This window comes from Pseudomonas sp. FW305-28 (assembly GCF_017351395.1).
Lineage (GTDB): Bacteria > Pseudomonadota > Gammaproteobacteria > Pseudomonadales > Pseudomonadaceae > Aquipseudomonas > Aquipseudomonas fluorescens_AA.
Window position 1 is genome coordinate 1 of the sequence record NZ_JACNDD010000058.1, and the last position, 23095, is coordinate 23095.

Below are 23095 nucleotides of genomic sequence, written 5' to 3' on the forward strand. Positions count from 1 at the left end.
AGCTCCCTCGCCACAAGAGTATCCCCGCCAAGGCGGGCTGATCAGTTACTGATCGCCAGGATGCTTGCCTGGTAAGAACCCACGAACACATCGAAATCCCCCACCTCGTTCTGTTCCAGCTCAGCTTGCTGGACCAGCGACTCGCGTGCGGTCTCTTCGAATGTCGCTTGTTCCTGGGCAGGCAACGGCTCGGCGCGGAAGAACTCGGCGTGGGCCTTGCTTTGGCGCAGGGAGAATTGGGCGAAGCTTTCCTGGTGTTCGGCCATGGCGGCCAGCACCTGGGCGGAAGGCGTCAGGGACGGATCACGGACTTTCGCCAATTGCGCGTCCAGTGCCTGGCGATGGGCATCGCCACCCTGGCTCTGGTCGAGCAGCGCGGCCAGCGGAGCGATTTTTTCCAGCAATTCCACGGCCCAGGCCTGCATGTCCACCGCTTGACCCTGGCGCTGCAATTGCAGGCCTGGCTTGCGACCTTCCTTGACCACGGTCAGGAAGTTGCTCGTGGCGTTGCCGCATTCGTTGTTTTCCAGCTGCGGGCTGTCATTGAGGCCGCAATACAGCAGGAACGCATCGAGAAACCGCGCTTCGGTGAGGTCGATACCCATCGGCAGGAACGGGTTGATGTCCAGGCAGCGCACTTCGACGTACTGGATACCCCGGGCCATCAAGGCCTGGATCGGTCGCTCGCCGGTGTAGGTCACGCGCTTGGGACGGATGTTGGAGTAGTACTCGTTTTCGATCTGCAAGATGTTGGTATTGAGCTGCACCCACTCGCCGTTCTGGTGAGTGCCGACTTCGACGTACGGCGCGTAGGGCGTCGCCACCGCTTTGCGCAGGCTGTCGGTGTAGCTCGCCAGGTCGTTGTAGCAGGGCGTGAGGCCGGCCTGGGCGTTGCTCTGGTAACCCAGGTCGCTCATGCGCAGGCTGGTGGCGTAGGGCAGGTACAAGGTGTCCGGGTCCAGTTGTTCCAACTGGTGCGGACGGCCCCGCAGGAAACCGACGTCCAGGGCCGGCGAGGCACCGAACAGGTACATCAGCAACCAGCTGTAGCGGCGGAAATTGCGGATCAGCGCGATGTAGGCCGACGATTGGAAGTCACGGTCGCTCAGATCGGCGGCTTCGTTCTGACGGAGCAGCGGCCAGAGCTTTTCCGGCAGGGAAAAGTTGTAGTGGATCCCGGCGATGCATTGCATGGTCTTGCCGTAGCGCAGGGCCAGGCCCTTGCGATAGACGTACTTGAGCTGGCCGATATTCGAGGTGCCGTAGTAGGCGATCGGAATCTCTTCTTCGGCCGGCAGTGGGCACGGCATCGACGGGCTCCACAAGTACTCGTCACCCAGTTTGCTGTAGGCAAACCGGTGGATCTTGTCGAGGCTGCGCAAGGTATCGGCCGGGTTGGCCAGGGCCGGCGTGATGAACTCCAGCAGCGACTCGGAATAGTCGGTAGTGATCTGTTCGTTGGTCAGCGCCGAACCCAGGGCCTTGGGGTGCGGAGTCTGCGCCAGGCGCCCATCGTCCGTGACACGCAGGCATTCACGCTCGATGCCGTGCAGGCACTGTTCGAGCAGGGAGAGGTTGGCGCGCTCGCCGAGCAAGGCCAGGCGGCGGTTTAAAAGGTCGCTCAAGTTGAATTCCTTCACGCGTCAGTCGCCCCAATATGGGGGTGGGCAAGACGGTCTACAAGGGTGAAGTTAAAACTGGCGTTTTCGCCTGGTTTTCGTGCCAAAAGCTAGCCACCGCAACCCCACTGTGGGAGCGAGCTTGCTCGCGATGGCGGTGGATCAGTAACGTTGATCTTGACTGACCCTCCGTTATCGCGAGCAAGCTCGCTCCCACAGGAAAGCCCGACACTGCATTCATGGCGTCGAAATTAACTCAAATCGATGACAGGGAGCTATAGGACAGCGAACGTGCCTTGCGCTTTTGCGACCAGTTTGTCGCCTTGCATCACCTCGGCCTCGACCACCAGCGTGCGCCGGCCCGGGTGGATGACCCGGGCAGTGCACAGCACTTCGCCGTCGGACACGGCGCGAATGTAGTTGATCTTGCATTCGATGGTCGCGCTTTGCTGGTCAAAGCCATGGACACTGGAGCAGGCCAGGCCCATGGCGATGTCCACCAGGCTGAACAGTGCACCGCCGTGCAGCTTGCCGCCGCGGTTGCGCAACGGCGGCTCGAGGCCCAGGGCGACTTGCGCCACCCCGTCCCCCAGGTTCTGCAAGCGGCAGCCGAGCAGCTTGAAAAAGGCGCTTTCCACCAACCCGGCTGGCACGTCCATCAGCGCTTCTTCAACGGCTTGGCGTTGGCGAACAGCGAAGCCATGGCGTTGTTCGCCGGGGCCGCGGTGGCGGTTTCCTTGCGCGGCGCGGTGTTCTGCGACTGACGCGGGGTCGAGCCAGGACGCGCACCACGGGCACCGTCGATTTTCTCGCCCGGTGTGTCGCTCATGCGCATCGACAGGCCGACGCGTTTGCGCGGGATGTCGACTTCCATGACCTTCACTTTCACCACATCGCCAGCCTTCACCGCTTCGCGCGGGTCCTTGATGAACTTCTCGGAGAGTGCCGAGATGTGCACCAGCCCGTCCTGGTGCACGCCGATGTCGACAAAGGCGCCGAAGTTGGTGACGTTGGTCACCACGCCTTCGAGGATCATGCCCGGTTGCAGGTCCTTGAGGTCCTCGACGCCGTCCTGGAACTCGGCGGTCTTGAACTCGGGACGCGGGTCGCGGCCCGGTTTTTCCAGTTCCTGGAGGATGTCGGTGACGGTGGGCAGGCCGAAGGTTTCGTCGGTGAATTTCTTCGGGTCCAGGCGCTTGAGGAATGCGGCATCACCGATCAGCGAACGAATGTCGCGGTCAGTCTGGGCGGCAATGCGTTGCACCAGCGGGTAGGCTTCGGGGTGGACGGCCGACGAATCCAGCGGGTTGTCGCCGTTCATGACCCGCAGGAAGCCGGCGGCCTGTTCGAAGGTTTTTTCACCCAGGCGTGGGACTTTCTTCAACGCGGCGCGGGTCTTGAACGCGCCATGTTCGTCACGGTGGGTGACGATGTTCTGCGCCAGCGTGGCGTTCAGGCCGGAGATCCGCGCCAGCAGCGCCACCGAAGCGGTGTTCACGTCCACACCCACGGCGTTCACGCAGTCTTCCACCACGGCGTCCAGGCCACGGGCCAGTTTCAGTTGGGAAACGTCGTGCTGGTACTGGCCGACACCGATGGATTTAGGGTCGATCTTCACCAGCTCCGCCAGTGGATCCTGCAGGCGACGGGCGATGGACACTGCGCCACGGATCGACACATCCAGGTCGGGGAATTCCTTGGAAGCCAGTTCCGACGCCGAGTAAACCGAAGCGCCGGCCTCGGAGACCATGACCTTGGTCATTTTCATGGCAGGGTATTTCTTGATCAGCTCGGCGGCCAGTTTGTCGGTCTCGCGGCTGGCGGTGCCGTTGCCGATGGCGATCAGGTCCACCGAATGCTTGGCGCACAGGGCGGCGAGCACGGCGAGGGTCTGGTCCCACTTGTTGTGCGGCACGTGCGGGTAGACCGTGGCGTGATCCAGCAGCTTGCCGGTGGAGTCCACCACCGCCACCTTGCAACCGGTGCGCAGGCCCGGGTCCAGGCCCAGGGTGGCACGGGGGCCGGCCGGTGCGGCCAGCAGCAGGTCGTGCAGATTGTGGGCGAACACGTTGATCGCCTCGGTCTCGGCGTTGTCGCGCAACTCGCCCAGCAGGTCGGTTTCCAGGTGGGTGTAGAGCTTGACCTTCCAGGTCCAGCGCACCACTTCGGCCAGCCATTTGTCGGCGGCGCGGTTCTGGTTCTGGATGCCGAACTGCTGGCCGATCATGCCTTCGCACGGGTGCATGGTGCCCGGCAATTCTTCACCGACCTTCAGGGCGGAGCTGAGGATGCCTTCGTTGCGACCCCGGAAAATCGCCAGGGCGCGGTGGGACGGCATGCTCTTGAGCGGTTCGTCGTGTTCGAAGTAATCGCGGAACTTCGCGCCTTCCTCTTCCTTGCCCGCGATGACCCGGGCGCTGAGGATGGCTTCCTGTTTGAGGAAGTTGCGCAGTTTTTCCAACAGGTTGGCGTCTTCGGCGAAACGCTCCATGAGGATGTACTTGGCGCCTTCCAGCGCGGCTTTCACGTCCGCCACGCCTTTTTCGGCATCGACGAAGCGCGCAGCTTCGGTTTCCGGGGCCTGGGTCGGGTCGTTGAACAGGCCGTCGGCCAGCTCGCCGAGGCCGGCTTCCAGGGCGATCTGGCCCTTGGTGCGGCGCTTTTGCTTGTAGGGCAGGTACAAGTCTTCGAGACGAGTCTTGGTGTCGGCCAGCTTGATGTCGCGCTCGAGTTGCGGGGTCAGCTTGCCCTGCTCCTGGATGCTGGCCAGGATGCTGATGCGCCGTTCGTCGAGTTCTCGCAGGTAGCGCAGGCGCTCTTCCAGATGCCGCAGTTGGGTGTCATCGAGGCTGCCGGTCACTTCTTTCCGGTAACGGGCGATGAACGGCACCGTGGAACCTTCATCGAGTAGCGCGACGGCCGCTTCGACCTGTTGTGGGCGTACACCGAGTTCCTCGGCGATGCGGCTGTTGATGCTGTCCATAAAACCACCTGACAAATTGTGAAATCAGGCTCGCCACCACAGAAACCGGGCTCGGCGAGACTGGTTGAGCGGCCTGGCATGCGCCGCTGCCTGGGTCAAAAGGCTGCCTGTTGACCCGCGAAATTCAAAAAGTTGCCTTGCCAAGGCTGAAAAAATGGCACGCCGGGATCACGATCCGGCATTCCCTGGCACAAAAGGCCGCGCATTATAACCAGCGTTCCGTCCTGAGGGGGGGACATGGTCTGTAGGCTTGATACCCGGATTTGTGGAGATAGAGGAAAAATCTGCTAACAATGCACACGGTGCGTATAACGGCAGCTAGGCCATAATGCGCGCCGAGATCAAAGGAGCTTCCTATGAGCAGCACTGCACAAACTGCTGAAGGCGAAAAAATTCTTATTGTTGACGACGATCCAGGGCTGAGCAGCCTGCTGGAACGCTTTTTCGTCAGCAAGGGCTACCGTGCCCGCACCGTACCGAACACCGAGCAAATGGATCGGTTGCTGGCCCGTGAAGTGTTCAACCTGGTCGTACTCGACCTGATGCTGCCCGGTGAAGACGGCCTGACCGCCTGCCGCCGCCTGCGCGGCGCCAACAACCAGATCCCGATCATCATGCTCACCGCCAAGGGCGACGAGCTGAGCCGTATCAAGGGCCTCGAACTGGGCGCCGACGATTACCTGGCCAAGCCGTTCAACCCCGACGAGTTGATGGCCCGCGTCAAGGCGGTACTGCGTCGCCAGTCGGCACCGGTGCCTGGCGCGCCGGGCAGCGAAGATGAAAGCGTGACCTTCGGCGACTATGAACTGTCCCTGGCCACCCGTGAGCTCAAGCGCGGTGATGAGGTCCACATGCTCACCACCGGTGAGTTCGCCGTGCTCAAGGCCCTGGTGATGAACGCTCGCCAGCCGCTGACCCGCGACAAGCTGATGAACCTGGCCCGCGGTCGTGAATGGGATGCGCTGGAGCGCTCCATCGACGTACAGATTTCCCGCCTGCGCCGGATGATCGAGCCTGATCCTTCCAAGCCGCGGTATATCCAGACCGTCTGGGGCGTGGGTTACGTGTTCGTGCCGGATGGCGCCGCCAGCAAGTGATCGGCGATTTGTAGGAGCGGGTGGCCTGGCCGGTTGAAATGTCTTCTTCCAGGCGACTCGCGGTCTGTCATTGTGCGAGCATCGCTCGCTCCTGCAAGTGTGTAGCGGTTATTCATGAAAACCCCCGTTTGGTTCCCCCAGAGTTTCTTCTCCCGCACCCTCTGGCTGGTGCTGATCGTCGTGCTCTTTTCCAAGGCACTGACGTTGGTGTACCTGCTGATGAACGAAGACGTGCTCGTGGACCGACAGTACAGCCACGGCGTTGCCTTGACCCTGCGGGCCTATTGGGCGGCGGACGAAACCAACCGGGCGAAAATTGCCGAGGCGGCGACGCTGATCCGTGTCGTCGGTGCCGGCGTGCCGGAGGGCGAGCAGCATTGGCCCTACAGCGAGATCTATCAACGCCAGATGCAAGCCGAACTGGGCGCCGATACCGAGGTGCGATTGCGCATGCATTCGCCGCCGGCGCTTTGGGTGCGGGCTCCAAGCCTGGGGGATGGCTGGCTGAAAGTGCCGTTGTATCCGCATCCGTTGCGCGGCCAGAAAATCTGGAACGTGCTCGGCTGGTTCCTCGCCATCGGCCTGCTATCGACGGCATCGGCGTGGATCTTCGTCAGCCAGCTCAACCAACCGTTGAAGCGCCTGGTCTACGCCGCCCGCCAACTGGGCCAGGGTCGCAGCGTGCGGCTGCCCATCAGCGATACGCCCAGCGAGATGACCGAGGTCTACCGCGCCTTCAACCAGATGGCCGAGGATGTGGAACAGGCCGGGCGCGAACGCGAGCTGATGCTGGCGGGCGTCTCCCACGACCTGCGCACGCCCTTGACCCGGCTGCGGTTGTCGCTGGAATTGATGGGCGAGCACACCGACCTGACCGATGAGATGGTCCGCGACATCGAGGACATGGACGCGATTCTCGACCAGTTCCTGGCGTTCATACGCGACGGGCGTGATGAGTCCGTGGAAGAGGTGGACCTCAGCGAGTTGGTGCGGGAAGTGGTCGCGCCCTATAACCAGAACGACGAGAAAGTGCACCTGCGCCTGGAGCCGATTCAGCCGTTCCCGTTGCGCCGGGTGTCGATGAAGCGTTTGTTGAACAACCTGATCGGCAATGCCCTGAACCATGCCGGCGCCGGCGTCGAAGTGGCGGCCTATGTCTCCGGCGACACCAGCGCGCCTTACGTGGTGCTGAGCGTCATGGACCGTGGCGCCGGCATCGATCCCTCGGAGCTGGAAGCCATTTTCAACCCCTTCACCCGGGGCGATCGCGCCCGGGGTGGGAAAGGCACGGGGCTGGGCCTGGCCATCGTCAAGCGTATCGCCTCGATGCACGGCGGCAACGTCGAGCTGCGCAACCGCGCCGGTGGCGGGCTGGAGGCTCGGGTGCGGTTGCCGTTGGGGTTGATGCTGCCAAGGGATGCGGTGTAGCCATCTCTCTCAAGTAAGACAGAGAACCTGTGGGAACCAGAGGACCTGTGGGAGCCGAGCTTGCTCGCGATTGCGGTGGATCAGTAAAGTTGATCTCGACTGGCGCACCACTATCGCGAGCAAGCTCGGCTCCCACACAAGCTCCGCTCCCACAAAGGCTCGCTCCCACAGGGTTTTGTGTTGGCTCAGCCCTTTCCTTTGGTCCGGGTCATGTTCGGCCCGCCATTTTTTTCCAGGTGCTCGATGATGATCCCCGCCACGTTCTTGCTGGTGGTGGTCTCGATGCCTTCCAGGCCCGGCGAGGAGTTGACCTCCATCACCAGTGGCCCGTGGTTGGAGCGCAGGATGTCCACGCCCGCCACGGCCAGGCCCATGACCTTTGCGGCCCGCAGGGCGGTCATGCGCTCTTCCGGGGTGATTTTGATCAGGCTGGCGCTACCACCGCGATGCAGGTTGGAGCGGAACTCACCGGGCTTGGCCTGGCGTTTCATCGAGGCAATCACTTTGTCGCCGACCACGAAGCAGCGAATGTCGGCGCCACCGGCTTCCTTGATGTATTCCTGGACCATGATGTTCTGCTTCAGGCCCATGAATGCCTCGATCACTGACTCCGCCGCCGTCGCGGTTTCACACAGGACCACGCCGATGCCCTGGGTGCCTTCCAGCACCTTGATCACCAGCGGTGCGCCGTTGACCATCGCGATCAGGTCGGGAATGTCGTCGGGCGAGTGGGCAAAACCGGTGACCGGCAGGCCGATCCCACGCCGTGACAGCAATTGCAGCGAGCGCAGCTTGTCCCGGGAACGGGCGATGGCCACGGACTCGTTGAGGGGAAACACCCCCATCATTTCGAACTGGCGCAACACCGCGCAACCATAGAACGTCACCGATGCGCCGATGCGCGGGATCACCGCGTCGAACCCTTCCAGCGGCTTGCCACGGTAGTGGATCTGCGGCTTGTGGCTGGCGATGTTCATGTAGGCGCGCAGGGTATCGATCACCACCATTTCATGGCCACGTTCGGTCCCGGCTTCAACCAGGCGACGAGTGGAATACAGACGCGGATTACGCGACAGCACAGCGATCTTCATGCAACACCTGTGGCAGAGGTAGTGGACACCGGGAATGCCGGCTTTTCTTGAACATATTTGGTGCCCGGATTGACCACCAGTTGGCCGTCGATCAAGGCTTTGGAACCCAGTAACAGGCGATATCGCATGGATTTGCGGCAGGCGAGGGTGAACTCGACCCGCCAGACCCGGTCACCCAGCGCCAACGTGGTGCTGATCACGTAGCGGACCTGAGCGTGGCCGTTGGAACTCTTTATGGTCTTGCGCGCCACCAGCGGGGCTTCGCAGCGGCGATGGCGCAATTGCACCACCGTGCCAAGGTGCGCCGTGAAGCGCACCCACTTTTCGCCATCGCGCTCGAACGGCTCGATGTCAGTGGCATGCAGGCTGGAGGTGCTGGCCCCGGTGTCGATTTTTGCCCGCAGGCCCACGACTCCCAGATCCGGGAGCGCCACCCACTCGCGCAGACCGACAACGGTCAAATGGTCAAAAGTCTTCAATAAAAAAACCTGCGATCAGTGCATCGGATCGTGGACTCCGCGAATCGCGGTATTCACGCAGAATAATCACAAAATGGCGACAGTTATCTACGCACTTGTGTGTGCTTGTAACCGATTCCGGCCGAAGCGATGGGTATGGCGTCGGTTTGGCGGGCATTCTATCCGTCGGGCCTGATTCGTGCGCTCGACAAAAACGGTAGTACAGTTCCGGCTAATGGCAGAAAGAGGAATTGCAGTGGCACAAAAAAAGGAAGAAGACGACAAGGTCCGTCTCGATAAATGGTTGTGGGCGGCGCGCTTCTACAAGACGCGGGCCCTGGCCAAGACCGCCATCGAAAGCGGCAAGGTCCATCACCGGGGAGAGCGCTGCAAGCCGGGCAAGGAGCCCCGCATCGGCGATGAGTTTGTCATCCGCACCGGGTTCGATGAAAAGACCGTGGTGGTCGAGGCCCTGTCGATCGTGCGTCGCGGCGCACCTGAAGCGCAGGCGTTGTATCGCGAAACCGAAGCCAGCATCGCCAAGCGCGAAGCCGCCGCCGCGCAACGCAAGGCCGGCGCATTGGGGGTCAGTACCGATGGCAAGCCGAGCAAGAAGCAGCGCCGGGACCTGTTCAAGTTTCACGGCAGCAATAACGAATAAAAAGGCTGGCGCAAGGCCCGTGGCGAGGGAGCTTGCTCCCGCTGGGCTGCGTAGCGGCCCCAAAATCTGACGGTCGCTGCGCAACCGAGCGGGAGCAAGCTCCCTCGCCACAATGACCATTCGGATTGAGGCATCGGTCTCTTCCCGTCAGGCAAACCCAAGCCTTGCTTGGAACCCACCCTGAATGCCCATAAAATGCCCGCCATCATTTGTCATCACCTCAGATACCAGATCCTATGACTGATTTACCGGATACCGACTACACCCAACGTTTCATCTTCGATGACAGCGACGCCCGTGGCGAGCTGGTGGCGTTGGAGCGTAGCTACGCCGAAGTCCTCGCCAAGCACCCCTATCCGGAGCCGGTCGCACAACTGCTCGGCGAGCTGATGGCGGCTGCGGCGTTGCTGGTGGGCACCTTGAAGTTCGATGGCTTGCTGATTCTCCAGGCGCGTTCCGAAGGTCCGGTCCCGCTGCTGATGATCGAGTGCTCCAGCGAGCGCGAGATCCGTGGCCTGGCCCGTTATCACGCCGAGCAGATCGCGCCCGACGCGACCCTGGCCGACATGATGCCCGACGGCGTGCTGGCCCTGACGGTGGACCCTACCCACGGCAAGCGCTACCAGGGCATCGTCGATCTCGACGGCGCGACCCTGGCCGAGTGCTTCACCAACTACTTCGTCATGTCCCAGCAGACCAATACCCGTTTCTGGCTCTACGCCGACGGGCGGCGCGCGCGGGGTCTGCTGCTGCAACAACTGCCCGCCGATCGCCTTCGCGACCCGGAGGAACGCGACGCCAGTTGGCAGCACATCACCGCTCTGGCCAGCACCCTGAGCGCCGATGAGCTGCTGAGCCTGGACAACGAAACCGTGCTGCATCGCCTCTATCACGAGGAGCAGGTACGCTTGTTCGACGGCCAGCCGTTGCGCTTCCAATGCAGCTGCTCTCGTGAACGTTCCGGCAATGCGCTGGTCAGTCTGGGTCTGGAAGATGCGCAGCAACTGGTGATCGAGCATGGCGGTGCCATCGAGATCGACTGCCAGTTCTGCAACGAGCGCTACCTGTTCGACGCGGCGGACATCGCTCAATTGTTCGCCGGTGCGGGTGTCGACACACCGTCAGATACTCGACACTAAAACGGTTCAGCGCAGGTAAATCTCCTGGCAAACGCCGGATTTACGCCGTACTGACGGGAGGGCCCTACTTTTTTTGGGCTTTTCTGGCATAATCCGGCCCACTTTTTTCGGGTAGTAGTGCGCGACTTCCTACTACAAAACGTTTGGAGCACTCGGCCACGGGCCGACGGGGAATCTCATGACGCAAGCCAATAACGCCGTGTACACCGATCTGAGTGTCGATGATCTGGTCAAAGAAGCCCTGAATCGCGGTGAAGGCGAGCTTGCCGATACTGGCGCGCTGGTTGTTCGTACCGGTCATCGTACCGGTCGCTCGCCAGTCGACCGTTTCATCGTGGAAGAGCCAACCACCCAGGACGCCATCGCCTGGGGCCCGATCAACCGCAAGTTCCCGGCCGACAAGTTCGATGCCCTGTGGAACCGCGTCGAAGCCTACTTGGGCGAGCGCGAGCGTTTTGTCTCCCATGTGCATGTAGGTTCCGATCCTGCGCACTACCTGCCGGTCAAGATGACCACCGAGACGGCGTGGCACAACCTGTTTGGCCGTTGCCTGTTCATCAACCCCGAGCAATACAACGCCGGCGGCAAGGACGAGTGGCAGATCCTCAACGCGCCGAACTTCGTCTGCGAGCCTGAGCGCGACGGCACCAACTCCGACGGCACCGTGATCATCAATTTCGCGGCCAAGAAAGTGCTGATCGCCGGCATGCGCTACGCCGGTGAAATGAAGAAAGCCCTGTTCTCCGTGCAGAACTTCCTGCTGCCAGCCGTTGACGTGCTGCCGATGCACTGCGCCGCGAACATGGGCGAAGAGGGCGATGTGACCCTGTTCTTCGGCCTGTCGGGCACCGGCAAGACCACCCTGTCCGCCGATGAAAGCCGTTACCTGATCGGTGACGACGAACACGGCTGGGGCGTGGGCGTGGTCTTCAACATCGAAGGCGGCTGCTACGCCAAGTGCATCGACCTGTCCGAGAAGAACGAGCCGGTGATCTGGAAAGCCATCCAGCACGGCGCCGTACTGGAAAACGTCGTCCTGGACCCGGTCACCAAGAAAGCCGACTACGCCGACGACAGCCTGACCCAGAACAGCCGCGCTGCGTACCCCCGTGAGCTGATCGAAAAACGCGCACCGAAAAACCTCGGTGGCGAGCCAAACGCCGTGATCTTCCTGACCTGCGACCTGACCGGCGTACTGCCGCCGGTGTCGATCCTCAGCGAAGAACAAGCCGCCTACCACTTCCTGTCCGGCTACACCGCACTGGTGGGCTCGACCGAAATGGGTTCGGGCAGCGGCATCAAGTCGACCTTCTCTACCTGCTTCGGCGCCCCGTTCTTCCCGCGCCCGGCCGGTGAGTACGCAGAGCTGCTGATCAAGCGCATCCGTGGTTTCGGCTCCAAGGTCTACCTGGTCAACACCGGCTGGACCGGTGGCGGCTACGGCGTCGGCAAGCGCTTCAACATTCCGACCACCCGTGCGGTGATCGCGGCGATCCAGAGCGGCGCGCTGATCGGTGCTGAAACCGAACACCTGGACATCATCAACCTGGACGTGCCGCTGGCTGTTCCAGGCGTCGAGACTGGCCTGTTGAACCCACGCAACACCTGGGCCGACAAAGCCGCCTACGACGAAGCAGCCAAGGCATTGGCCGGCCTGTTCACCGAGAACTTCAAGAAGTTCGACGTGAGCGACGCGATCAAGGCTGCTGGGCCGCAGCTGTAAGGCTTGGTTGGTGAATGAAAAAAACCGCCCTTCATGGGCGGTTTTTTGTGGACGGCTATTTGAGGCGCGCCGATCAGCTAGGCCTCTTCCACTTCCCGCGTATCCCATCGCTGTGCCTTGATCGCCTTGTAAAGCATGCCGATGGTCAGTGGCAGCTTGTTCCCCCGGCCCTTGGCCCTGCGCTTTTGAAATACATCGAACCCTTCAGGCTGGAAATAGCGGTAGGCGTCGTAGTCGATGAGCTCGATGGCGAACCGCTCCTCCAGTGCCTCCATCAGGTGCCGGGCGTCCGCGCCATCGCAACCCAAGTCGAGATTGATCGCAGTGCCCAGGCGAATCGTCTTGCGTTCAGGCAGGCCGATTTCTTCGTGGAGCAGCTCCATGAGTTGGCGCATGGCATGGTCATCGGGGAAGTCTGGCGCAAGGTGCATGATGAAATGTCCAGAATAAAAGAGGTGCGTCTGTACCGGTGGAAAGTTTAGGGGGAAATCGTTGCCCGTTGGAAAAAGAAGAACGCTGCAATCAAGAAATCGCAGGCGTCGCGATTGCGGTTTTGACCGTCGCGAGGATTGGCGGGTCGTCGGGGAATTTCATGCATCCGCCCAGTAGTAGGGACAGCATCAGGACGGTAGGTAGGTTCAGTTTGTGCGACATGGTTATTTCCTTTTTCAAGCAGCGAACCGCGGGCGTCCTGCCGTTGGTGGGGCAGGCGCAAAGTGTTCATGGGTATCGCGAGTCGATTGCTGCCAGGCTCGCGAGCGATAAGGGTTTGGGTTCAGTCAGCCATCTGTTCAGGCATGCGTAGTGCGGCGGCCTCAAGGTCCATCAATCCTCTGCCATAGGCTTCGCTGTTGGCGTAGATACCTGTGCGGTTGGCTGTCGCCAGCAGATGTTCGCGTATCTGCTGCGGGCTGAGTTGCGGGTGAAGGCTTTGTAGCGCCGCCAGTGCGCCACTGACCAACGCGGCGGCGGGAGATGTGCCAGCGGTCTGCACGTAGCGGCCGTCCTTGCCAACGGTGAGCAGGCCGGCCTGTGCACCGGCGTCGCCGCCGGGAACGGCGATGCACCAGGCGGCTGCGACGCCGCAATAGTTGGATTTGCCATTGATGGCGCTGCCGTCGTTCTTCAACGCCACCACTGCGATCCAGCCTTTTTCCAGTTCTGGCAATGCGACCGGCAGTCCTGGCTCGGCCAGGGGCTCGCGCTTGAGTTCGTTACCGGTGGGGAAGACCAGCACGGCGCCGTCCGCGACCAGTTTTCGAGCGACGGCCAGGGAGTCGGGCATCACCTGGTTGTAGCGCGCCTCATTGATCTCGGTGGCGGGAATGGCGTTGGCCCACGAGTTGTTGAACAGCCGGGCACCCTTGTCAAAACCACTTTGCCAGGACCGGGCGATTTCGCTGTCGAAGAAAAACGGCTCGTTGTCGTCGCCAAAGCGAAAGGGGATCAACCGCGCATTGAACGCGATGCCGTGCATGCCCCGGTCGTCCTTGTTGGCGGCGAGAATACCGGCCATCTGCGTGCCATGACCGATGCGGTCAACGGTGCCGGGACGGTCTTCGACATGGTCGAATCCAGGATCACCCAGTCTGCCCTCGAACTCCTCAAGGCTGGCGTTGAGCCCCGAGTCGATCAACGCCACGACAACATCCTGGCCAGTCCCGCCGCGAGCGTAGAGCGCTGATGCCTTGACGACGGCCAAGCCTTGTTGAGCGTGATACTCCGGGGTTTCGAACTGGGTGGGATCCACGCCGGGTGGATCGGGGATGGTCAAGCAACCGGCGAGTAATGAGGCCGACGTGATCGTCAGCGCGCGTAGAGCGGAAAATGGGTGTGGCATGGTTCGTTCCTTGAAGAATTGAAATCGAGCGTCAGGCTTCCTGGCCTTGACGTACAGCATGAGTTTTCGGCGCACCTTACCGTGGTGGCGAAGTCGGGACGAGACATCAAATTGCCCGGATTTGTATCTGCTCGTGGCAAGGCAAAGGCGCTCGACGCTGTATCATCCAGTATCGTTTTTACCCCCGACCTTTTCTCGACGCGCTGCGTTGTCCCGCTAGTCTTTGGGTCTCGCAGCAGTCAAAGGAGCGACCGCGCATGCACAGCACCCTGGAACAGGTTTTCGGTTATCCACAGTTTCGTCCCGGTCAGGAGACGGCCATCGGCGCCGTGCTGGCCGGTCGGTCGGCGGCGGCCATCTTCCCCACCGGCTCGGGCAAGTCCCTGTGTTATCAATTGCCGGCCCTGCTCTTGCCGCACCTGACCCTGGTGGTTTCGCCACTGCTGGCGTTGATGCAGGACCAGTTGGTGTTCCTCAAGCGCCATGGCATCGCGGCGGCCAGTATCGATTCGGCCCAGAGCCGTGACGAAGCCAACGACGCCATGGCGCGGGCCCGTTCGGGCGAGTTGAAGATCCTGATGATTTCCGTGGAGCGCCTGAAGAACGAGCGCTTTCGCAATTTCCTGCAGCAGGTGCCGATTTCGTTGCTGGTGGTGGACGAGGCCCACTGTATTTCGGAATGGGGGCATAACTTCCGACCTGACTACCTCAAGCTTCCCGATTACCAGCACCAGTTCAATATTCCCCAGGTATTGCTGCTGACGGCCACTGCCACGCCCAAGGTCATCGCCGACATGCAGGCGAAATTCGCCATTGCCTTCGCTGATGTGGTGACGACCGGTTTCTACCGACCTAACCTCAATCTGTTGGTCGAGCCCGTACCGGGTGTCGCCAAGCGCGCACGGCTGGTGCAGTGGTTAGGCGCGCGCGTCGGGCAGCCGAGCATCGTCTATGTCACCTTGCAGCGAACCGCCGAGCAGATCGCCGAGCACCTGAGCCAGCACGGTATCGAGGCCGAGGCCTATCACGCCGGTTTGCCCCATGAGCAACGCGAAGCCATCCAGCGGCGATTCATGGGCGGGCAATCCAATTGCATCGTCGCCACCATCGCTTTCGGCATGGGCATCGACAAGAGCGATATTCGCAACGTCGTGCATTTCGACCTGCCCAAGTCCATCGAAAACTACAGCCAGGAAATCGGCCGGGCCGGGCGCGACGGGCAGCCATCGGATTGCCTGGTGCTGGCCAACCGCGACAGCCTCAACGTGCTGGAGAACTTTGTGTACGGCGATACGCCGGAGCTCGCAGGCATTCGTTGCGTACTCGACGAACTGAAGGCCGCGGCCCCCGATGGGCAATGGGAGTTCTTGCTGGGCCCGCTGGCGGACCAGAGCAATATCCGGCAACTGCCGCTCAAGACGTTGTTGGTCCAGTTGGAGCTGCGCCGGCTGATCGCGCCGCGCTATGCCTATTTCGCGGAGTATCGCTTCAAGTTCCTGACCGAGCCCCAGGAGCTGCTGGAGCGCTTCGAAGGTGAGCGAAGGGACTTCGTCGCGGCCATCATCCAGACTTCCAGTCGCGCCCGGACCTGGGCCACGGTGGATTTCGACGGGATGTACCAGCAGTACCACGCTGAGCGTAATCGTGTGGTCAAGGCGCTGGATTATTTCCAGGAAAAGGGCTGGATCGAGTTGGAAAGCAAGCAGATGACCGAGGTGTACAGCGTGCTGGAAGCGGACCTGGATGTGCAGGTCTTGAGTGCCGAGCTGCATGCCTATTTCACCCGGCACGAACACGGTGAAATCGCGCGGATCCACGCCATGCTCGAATTGTTCGCCACCGACCGTTGCCTGGGTCATCGCTTGGCGCAGTATTTCGGCGACGACAGTGCACCCCACCCGTGTGGCCACTGTTCGGTGTGCCATGGGCAGATCGCTCGCCTGCCGGAGCCGCCTGCGCTGCCGGCGCTTGTGGATAAAAGCTTCGAGGCGCTGTGTGGCGATTTTATCCACAAGCATGAGCAGCACAGCGGCAGCGTGCCGTCTGCCGAGCGCCTCACCCGCTTCCTGTGCGGGATCAGCGTGCCGCTGTTCACCCGATTGAAGGCGCGGAAGATCCCTGGGTATGCCGCGCTGGAAGCGTATCCATACGCGGAAGTTCGCCAGTGGACTCAAGCGCACCTGTGAGCTGTATCCATCCGCTGAATGCCCTTCATCACACGAATAAATTTCAAAAACACTCGGCGGCTGACTAAGGTGAGGGCTGTCTTCGGATCGCCAACAAGAGAGCCAACATGAGCCAGACACCTTTCGATATTCAGCGCGCCGCGGTAGTCGGTGCCGGCACCATGGGGCGGGGCATCGTGATGTGCCTGGCCAACGCCGGCGTGGCGGTGCAGTGGGTCGACAACAATCCGCAGATGCTCGAGCAGGCACTGGTTGCCGTGGCCGAGACCTATGCCCATGGTGTGCGCCAGGGCCGTATCGACCAGGGTGAGGCAGATGCACGGATCGCCCGGGTGACACGGGCGGATGATTACGCGGCGATCCGTGAGGTGGACCTGGTGATCGAAGCGGTCTACGAAAACCTGGAGCTCAAACAGAGCATCTTTCGCGAGCTGGACGGCCTGCTCAAACCCGAGGCCATCCTGGCGAGCAACACGTCGGCGCTGGACATCGATGCCATCGCCGCCGTCACCCGCAGGCCAGCCCAGGTCCTGGGCCTGCATTTCTTCAGTCCGGCACACATCATGAAGCTGCTGGAGATCGTTCGCGGCGCACAAACCTCCAAAGCGGTGCTGGATGCGGCCCTGGTGCTGGGCCAGCGCATGGGCAAGGTCAGCGTGATATCGGGCAACTGCCATGGCTTCATCGGCAACCGGATGCTGCATCCGTATGTGCTGGAAGCGCGCAAGATGTTGCTGGAGGGGGCGTTCCCCCATCAGGTGGATGCAGCGTTGCAAGGCTTCGGTTTCGCCATGGGACCGTTTCGCATGTACGACGTCGTTGGCATCGACCTGGAGTGGCGCGCCCGTGAGTTGGCGGGCAAGGGCCAGGATGCGCCCGAGGTGCAGGTGGACAATCGTCTGTGCGAGCTGGGACGGTTCGGCCAGAAAAGCGGCAATGGGTATTATCACTACGAGCCGGGCAGTCGACAGGCCGAGCATGATGTCGAGGTCGATGCGTTGGTGTTGCAAGTCAGTGAGGCGCTGGGGTTCCAGCGTCGCGAGATCGGCCCCGAGGAAATCCTCGAGCGTTGCCTGCTGGCGCTGGTCAACGAGGGGGCGAAGATCCTGCAGGAAGGCATTGCCGAGTCGGCCCACGCTATCGACCTGGTCTACCTCAACGGCTACGGCTTCCCTGCGGACAAGGGCGGGCCGATGGCCTGGGCTGACGAGCAAGGGCTGGAAGCCATCCACGCACGCCTGCTGGAACTCGAAACGAAGCAGGGCGACCAGTGGAAGCCCGCGCGTGTGATTGGCGAGCTGGCGGCGCAGGGCAAGGGATTCGCGCAGGCCTGAGCCCCGTGCCACGTCAAGACCATTGAACAACCGTAAAGGACAGCTGATGCCCCAACGCAACGAATACCCACACTTGCAGCCCATCACCACGCGCTGGCACGACAACGATGTGTACGGTCACGTCAACAACGTCACCTACTACAGCTTTTTCGATACCGCTGTGAATACCTACCTGATCGAAGTCGGCGGCCTGGATATCCATGACGGAGACGTGGTGGGGTTCGTGGTGAGTTCGGCCTGCGACTACTTCGCCTCGATCGCCTTTCCAGACCGGATTGAAATCGGCCTGCGGGTTGGCAAGTTGGGCAGCAGTTCGGTGCAGTATGAGCTGGCGGTGTTCAAGGCGGGCGAGGAGGAGGCTTGTGCGGCGGGGCGTTTTGTTCACGTATTCGTGGATCGGGCGTCGAATCGGCCGGTGGCAATTGCGGATCGTCTACGTGGGGCGTTGGAGCGGTTGGTGGTCTGAAACAAAAAATCGCAGCCTCCTGTCAGCGCTGGGCGCTGTCGGAGGCTGCGATCTTCAACGGCTGGTATCGATCAGCCGTTAGTCGCGGTAGTGACGATGATGTTTTTTGCGGTGCCCGTAGGCATGGCCGCGACCTGGATGGCCGTCACGGTAGTAGCGGCGATCACCACGGCGATCGTCATAACGACGGTCATCGTCATCGTCCTTGCCCATGTAGTTACCCAGGGCGCCACCCGCGCCACCGCCCGCCGCCGCACCGATCAGGCTGCCGGTGCTGCCACCGACGCTACGGCCGACCACGTTACCGCCGGCCGCGCCCAGCGCGCCGCCGATCGCCGCTTCGCCACGGCTGTGTTTATCTGCGCCGACCGCACTGCCGCCCGCACCGCCCAGCGCCGCGCCGATAGTGGAACCGGTGTTGCCGCCCAGGGACTGGCCGACGACCGAACCCAAAACCCCGCCCAATGCGCCGCCCACACCTGCTTCGGCAGTACCACCGGCGCTAGCGATGCCACTGGCCAGGCTAAGGGACAACAAGAGAATGGAGGAGAACTTCATAGAGGAGCCTCAAAGGGATGACGGCGCGATCCTGAGGCTCGCTTCGCTTGCTTACAATCGAAATCCGACGAGTAACACGACTTGTGCACAATTCTCTAAGTTATTGTTTTACGGTCGGAACTTAACGCGAATTGGCCGGTCTTTAGCTACTTCGGACAGGCCGTTTTCTAGGGAAAACGGCCTTTTTTGTGGGCGCTCGAAAAGTACGATCATGGGAGCGAGCTGTGTGGGAGCAAAGCTTGCTCGCGACACAGCGTCCCTATTCCTGTAAGACCGCATCGCTTTCATCGCGGGCAAGCCTTGCTCCCACACAATCCAATCGCCTCGCCAATGAACTGTGTCAGGCCGACTTGGCCAGGATCAGTCCATTCTCGCTCGCCGCTTCCAGGCGGATCGCGACGAATTTCGACGTCGGCGTGTGGCTGCCGTCGCCCGTGCTTTCCAGCGGCACCAGCGGGTTCACTTCAGGGTAGTAGGCAGCAGCCTGCCCGGCCGGAATGTCGAACGCCAGCAGGGTAAAACCCTTGACCCGACGTTCGCGACCGTCATCCCAGAGCGAGACGATGTCGGCTTTCTGCCCTGGCTTGAAGCCCAGGCGAATGATGTCCGCTTCGTTGGCGAACAGCACGTCACGCTGGCCCTTGACGCCGCGATAGCGGTCATCGAGGCCATAGATGGTGGTGTTGTACTGATCGTGGGAGCGCATGGACTGCATGATCAGGTCGGGCAACTGGCCGGTGGCGCGGGTACGTTCATGCACCAGGTCGCTCGGCAACCGGTTGGGCTTGAAGTTGGCGCGGCCCGACGGGGTGTTCCAGCGACGCGCACCAGCGCTGTTGCCCAGATAGAATCCACCAGGGTTCTTCAGCTTTTCGTTGAAGTCCTTGAAGCCGGGTATGGTATCGGCGATCAGGTCGCGGATGCGGCTGTAGTCGGCCACCAGCCAATTCCAGTCCACCGGACGGCTACCCAGAGTGGCGGCGGCAATGCCGGCGATGATCCACGGTTCGGAGCGCATCTGGTTCGACAGCGGCTGCAACTGGCCGAATGAGGCATGCACCATGCTGAAGGAGTCTTCCACGGTCACCGCTTGCGCGCCTTCGGTCTGCAAATCGATGTCGGTGCGGCCCAGGCACGGCAGGATCAACGCGTCCTTGCCGTGAGCCAGGTGGCTGCGGTTGAGCTTGGTGCTGATCTGCACCGTCAGCTCGCAATTGGCCAGGGCCTGGAAGGTCCGATGGCTGTCCGGCGTGGCTTGGGCGAAGTTGCCGCCCAGGGCGATGAACACCTTCGCCTGGCCGTCGGCCATGGCGTGGATCGCCTCGACCACGTTGTGGCCGTTTTCCCGCGGTACCTTGAACTGGAAGCGCCGCTCCAGGGCGTCGAGGAATGCCACCGGCGGACGCTCGTTGATGCCCATGGTCCGGTCGCCCTGCACGTTGCTGTGGCCGCGGACCGGGCACAAGCCTGCGCCTGGCCGGCCAATGTTGCCGCGCAACATCATCACGTTGGCGATTTCCTGGATGGTCGCCACCGAGTGACGGTGCTGGGTGATGCCCATCGCCCAGCACATGACCACGTTCTCGCTGGTGGCGTACATGCGCGCCGCCTGCTCGATTTCGACCAGGGTCAAGCCCGACTGCTCGACGATCTGTTCCCACGGCGTATCGTCGACCGCCGCCAGGTAATCCAGTACGTTGGTGCTGTGTTCATTGATGAATGCATGGTCGAAGACCGACGCCGTGCCACTGTTCTGCGCCTCACGCTCCCATTGCAGCAGGAACTTGGCCATGCCGCGCAAGATCGCCATGTCGCCACCCAGGGCCGGGCGGAAATACGCGGTGTTGGTCGGCTTGTTGCCGTTGGTGAGCATTTCAATCGGGCTCTGCGGGTGCTGGAAGCGCTCCAGGCCTCGCTCCTTGAGCGGGTTGATGCACACCACCTGGGCACCACGTTTCACCGCCTCGCGCAGTGGTTCGAGCATCCGTGGGTGATTGGTGCCAGGGTTCTGGCCCCAGACGAAAATCGCGTCGGCGTGCTCGAAGTCATCGAACGTCACCGTGCCCTTGCCCACGCCCACGCTCTGGGCCAGCGCTACGCCGCTGGCTTCGTGGCACATGTTCGAGCAGTCGGGGAAGTTGTTGGTGCCGTAGGCGCGCACGAACAGTTGATACAGGTAGGCCGCTTCGTTGCTGGCCCGGCCCGACGTATAGAACTCGGCCTGGTTGGGGCTGGACAGCCCTTGCAGGTGCTTGCCGATCAGGGCGAACGCCGCTTCCCAACTGATGGGCTTGTAGCGGTCGGTTTCGGCGTCGTAGCGCATTGGCTCGGTCAGGCGACCCTGGTATTCGAGCCAGTAGTCGCTCTGCTCCAGCAGCGAGGTCACGCTGTGCTTGGCGAAAAATGCACCGTCGACGCGGCGCTTGGTGGCTTCCCAGTTCACGGCCTTGGCGCCGTTCTCGCAGAACTTGACCATACCGCTTTCGGGAGAGTCGCCCCAGGCGCAGCCAGGGCAGTCAAAACCGCCATTCTGGTTGGTCTTGAGCATCATGCGGATGTTTTTCAGCGCGTTGTCGCTGGTCAACCAGGCCTGAGCGACACTGATCAGCGCACCCCAACCACCGGCCGGGCCCTTGTAGGGCTTGTAGCGCGGTACGGGTTTCTGGTCGGCTTGTTGATGATTGCTCACGCTTGTTTCTCCATCGCAGGGCTGTAGACCCGCGGCGCACTTTTTTGCGGCAGGTGGATGAGGTTGAGATTGTGTTGGCGGGCCCACTGCACGGCGAGGCCCGTGGGCGACGACAGGCTGACCAGGGTCTGGATGCCGGCGCGCAGTACTTTCTGGATCAGTTCGAGGCTGCAACGGCTGGTGACGATCGCCACGCCGCCGGTCACTGGAATCTGTTGCCGGATCAATGCGCCGATCAGCTTGTCGAGGGCGTTGTGCCGGCCAATGTCTTCGCGGCCCAGCAGCAATTCACCCTGGGCGTTCATGAACAACGCCGCATGGACCGCGCCGCAATGTTGGCCCAGGGGCTGGAACTGGCTGATACGGTCACGCAGGCCATCGAGCCATTGCGCCGCGGGCAGGGGGGCGCCGGGCAGCACCCTGAGGTTTGGCAAGGCCTGTTCCACCGCTTCCACGCCGCACAATCCGCAGCCACTGGTGCCCGCCAGCTGCCGGCGTTGCTGCTTGAGGTTCCAGAAGGCGCGGTTGGCGATGGTCACCTGGGCATAGTGCGCGGCACCCGTGCCGCTCAGTTGCAGGTCATAGATGTCCGATGAATCTTCGATGATGCCGCTGCCGAGGCTGAAACCGACGATGAAGTCTTCCAGGTCGGTGGGGGTGACCAGCATGACTGCCTGGCTGATGCCGTTATAGGCAATCGCCAGCGCCACTTCCTCGGCCAGCGCGGTGCTGTCCGATTGAGAGTGGTCCAGATTGCAGTAGCGATAGCTCTGGCTGGCGACCGGCGTGGATGTTTCCACCGCTGGCGCTGGACTGACCGGAGGCTTGTCGTTCATGGGCATCACTGAAAGTAGGAATAGTGTTAAGACTAAATGCGGCAATCTGCCACGTCTAATCGCTATTACTGATCTTCCAATAGATGACGTCGATCAAGAAGTCGTCGCTGATTTCTGGTAGAGGGCAAAACAGGCCTCTGCCAACGCCGAGCGGGGGGCACCGCGCCGCATGATCAGGCCCAGCGGGACTAGCGTCTGGGCGTTTTCAATGGGTTGGATGCGCAAGTCCTCGGTCAGGACGTCCAGGCCGCTGTCCAGGGGCATCACCGCGCAACACAGCCCGCCGTGCACAGCTTGTAACAATTGGTGCACCGCGTCGGTTTGCAACAGCGGTTGTGGGGTCAGGCCCCGGCTGTGAAAGTTGTGGTCGATGGACTGACGAAAATGCATGCCGCTGGTGAGCATGCCCAGGGGCAGTTCGATCAAGGCTTCCCAACTCAGCGGTTGTTCACCGAAAAAGAAATAACGCTGGTCGTAAAGCAGGCCCATGCGGGTGGGGCTGAAGGGCAGGGCCTCGAAACGTTCGTTGTCCAGGCGCTCCAGGTAGGAAACGCCCAGGTCGATGCGGTTGTTCGCCAACTGTTCGAGGATGCGTTCGGAGCTCAGGGACGACAATTCGAAACGCAGGCTGGGGTGCTCGGTGTGCAAGCGCTGCATCATCGCCAGCGGGTCGAAGTCCGACAACGGCACCACGCCCAGGCGCAGCGTACCCACCAGGTTGCCCCGACAAGCCGCCGCTTCGGCCTGCAGCCCGTCATAGGCCGCCAGCACCGTGCGCGCCCAGGCCAGCACCCGTTCTCCTGGCGCGGTGAAACCTTCAAAGCGCTGGCCGCGGTTGACCAGCGGCAGGTCGAGTTCTTCTTCAAGGCTGCGCAGGCGCATCGACAGGGTCGGCTGGGTGATATGGCAGCGTGCGGCGGCCTGGCCGAAGTGACGGGTTTCGTCCAGCGCGATGAGAAATTTCAGCTGCTTGATGTCCATCTTCGC

At 61.9% G+C, this 23095-nt stretch carries 20 protein-coding genes; 8 read left to right on the forward strand and 12 right to left on the reverse strand.

Annotated features, from left to right (window positions below; all coding sequences use genetic code 11):
* Positions 1-41: 41 nt before the first annotated feature.
* The 3 genes from gshA to J4E53_RS15160 all read right to left on the reverse strand — a co-directional run bounded on the left by gshA (position 42) and on the right by J4E53_RS15160 (position 4602).
* Positions 42-1625 carry a glutamate--cysteine ligase gene (gshA, locus tag J4E53_RS15150; RefSeq protein ID WP_103308431.1) on the reverse strand — a complete coding sequence of 528 codons (1584 nt, stop codon included), beginning with the start codon at positions 1623-1625 and terminating at the stop codon, positions 42-44.
* Between the two features lie 269 nt (positions 1626-1894).
* Positions 1895-2278 (reverse strand): PaaI family thioesterase, encoded by a 384-nt coding sequence (locus J4E53_RS15155; RefSeq protein WP_103308430.1) that lies wholly within the window; start codon positions 2276-2278, stop codon positions 1895-1897.
* Positions 2278-4602, reverse strand: a complete 2325-nt coding sequence (locus J4E53_RS15160) for a Tex family protein (protein WP_103308429.1) — start codon at positions 4600-4602, stop codon at positions 2278-2280. The genes J4E53_RS15155 and J4E53_RS15160 overlap by 1 nt, the downstream gene beginning before the upstream one ends.
* 356 nt (positions 4603-4958) lie before the next feature.
* On the opposite strand from J4E53_RS15160, the gene ompR reads away from it, so the two are divergent.
* Positions 4959-5699, forward strand: coding sequence for a two-component system response regulator OmpR (ompR, locus tag J4E53_RS15165; RefSeq protein WP_003196691.1), 741 nt, complete (start codon positions 4959-4961; stop codon positions 5697-5699).
* 114 nt (positions 5700-5813) lie between these two features.
* Entirely contained in the window at positions 5814-7127 is a 1314-nt protein-coding gene (locus J4E53_RS15170) for an ATP-binding protein (protein ID WP_060739672.1), read from the forward strand.
* Positions 7128-7312: 185 nt separating this feature from the next.
* On the opposite strand, the gene rimK is transcribed toward J4E53_RS15170, so the two are convergent.
* Together rimK and J4E53_RS15180 are read right to left on the reverse strand one after the other, a co-directional pair.
* Positions 7313-8218 (reverse strand): 30S ribosomal protein S6--L-glutamate ligase, encoded by a 906-nt coding sequence (gene rimK / locus J4E53_RS15175; RefSeq protein WP_003196697.1) that lies wholly within the window; start codon positions 8216-8218, stop codon positions 7313-7315.
* Positions 8215-8679, reverse strand: coding sequence for an ATP-dependent zinc protease (locus J4E53_RS15180; RefSeq protein ID WP_170847591.1), 465 nt, complete (start codon positions 8677-8679; stop codon positions 8215-8217). Before J4E53_RS15180 ends, rimK begins: the two co-directional genes overlap by 4 nt.
* A gap of 253 nt (positions 8680-8932) precedes the next feature.
* Between J4E53_RS15180 and J4E53_RS15185 the strand changes: the two genes are divergently transcribed.
* The 3 genes from J4E53_RS15185 (at position 8933) to J4E53_RS15195 (ending at position 12199) form a co-directional block, all read left to right on the forward strand.
* Complete coding sequence (locus J4E53_RS15185) at positions 8933-9337, forward strand: RNA-binding S4 domain-containing protein (protein WP_060739670.1); 405 nt, start codon at positions 8933-8935, stop codon at positions 9335-9337.
* Between the two features lie 236 nt (positions 9338-9573).
* Positions 9574-10476, forward strand: coding sequence for an Hsp33 family molecular chaperone HslO (gene hslO, locus J4E53_RS15190; protein ID WP_092201266.1), 903 nt, complete (start codon positions 9574-9576; stop codon positions 10474-10476).
* Between the two features lie 178 nt (positions 10477-10654).
* On the forward strand, positions 10655-12199 hold the full coding sequence (locus J4E53_RS15195; RefSeq protein WP_060739668.1) for a phosphoenolpyruvate carboxykinase: 1545 nt from the start codon (positions 10655-10657) through the stop codon (positions 12197-12199).
* A 77-nt stretch (positions 12200-12276) separates the two neighbouring features.
* Here J4E53_RS15195 and J4E53_RS15200 read toward each other — a convergent pair whose 3' ends face one another.
* The 3 genes from J4E53_RS15200 to J4E53_RS15210 are packed head-to-tail and all read right to left on the reverse strand — an operon-like array spanning position 12277 to position 14039.
* Entirely contained in the window at positions 12277-12630 is a 354-nt protein-coding gene (locus J4E53_RS15200; RefSeq protein WP_060739667.1) for a DUF1493 family protein, read from the reverse strand.
* A gap of 47 nt (positions 12631-12677) precedes the next feature.
* Positions 12678-12923 carry a hypothetical protein gene (locus tag J4E53_RS15205; RefSeq protein WP_146042611.1) on the reverse strand — a complete coding sequence of 82 codons (246 nt, stop codon included), beginning with the start codon at positions 12921-12923 and terminating at the stop codon, positions 12678-12680.
* A 51-nt stretch (positions 12924-12974) separates the two neighbouring features.
* Positions 12975-14039 carry a S8 family peptidase gene (locus J4E53_RS15210; protein ID WP_103308428.1) on the reverse strand — a complete coding sequence of 355 codons (1065 nt, stop codon included), beginning with the start codon at positions 14037-14039 and terminating at the stop codon, positions 12975-12977.
* Between the two features lie 257 nt (positions 14040-14296).
* Between J4E53_RS15210 and J4E53_RS15215 the strand changes: the two genes are divergently transcribed.
* From J4E53_RS15215 to J4E53_RS15225, 3 genes are all read left to right on the forward strand, one after another.
* Positions 14297-16225 (forward strand): ATP-dependent DNA helicase RecQ, encoded by a 1929-nt coding sequence (locus J4E53_RS15215; protein WP_103308427.1) that lies wholly within the window; start codon positions 14297-14299, stop codon positions 16223-16225.
* A gap of 107 nt (positions 16226-16332) precedes the next feature.
* Positions 16333-17559, forward strand: a complete 1227-nt coding sequence (locus J4E53_RS15220; protein WP_103308426.1) for a 3-hydroxyacyl-CoA dehydrogenase — start codon at positions 16333-16335, stop codon at positions 17557-17559.
* Positions 17560-17605: 46 nt separating this feature from the next.
* A complete protein-coding gene (locus J4E53_RS15225; RefSeq protein WP_092475515.1) occupies positions 17606-18025 on the forward strand; it encodes a thioesterase family protein in 420 nt (139 codons plus the stop codon).
* Between the two features lie 78 nt (positions 18026-18103).
* Here the strand turns inward: J4E53_RS15225 and J4E53_RS15230 are convergent, their stop codons facing one another.
* From J4E53_RS15230 to J4E53_RS15245, 4 genes are all read right to left on the reverse strand, one after another.
* Positions 18104-18583, reverse strand: a complete 480-nt coding sequence (locus tag J4E53_RS15230) for a glycine zipper domain-containing protein (RefSeq protein ID WP_060739662.1) — start codon at positions 18581-18583, stop codon at positions 18104-18106.
* 340 nt (positions 18584-18923) lie between these two features.
* A complete protein-coding gene (locus J4E53_RS15235) occupies positions 18924-21272 on the reverse strand; it encodes an FdhF/YdeP family oxidoreductase (protein WP_103308425.1) in 2349 nt (782 codons plus the stop codon).
* The gene (gene fdhD / locus J4E53_RS15240) at positions 21269-22108 is read right to left on the reverse strand and encodes a formate dehydrogenase accessory sulfurtransferase FdhD (RefSeq protein ID WP_103308424.1); all 840 of its coding nucleotides are present in this window, start codon (positions 22106-22108) and stop codon (positions 21269-21271) included. The genes J4E53_RS15235 and fdhD overlap by 4 nt, the downstream gene beginning before the upstream one ends.
* 93 nt (positions 22109-22201) lie before the next feature.
* Positions 22202-23089 carry a LysR family transcriptional regulator gene (locus tag J4E53_RS15245; RefSeq protein WP_060739659.1) on the reverse strand — a complete coding sequence of 296 codons (888 nt, stop codon included), beginning with the start codon at positions 23087-23089 and terminating at the stop codon, positions 22202-22204.
* Between the last annotated feature and the right edge of the window lie 6 nt (positions 23090-23095).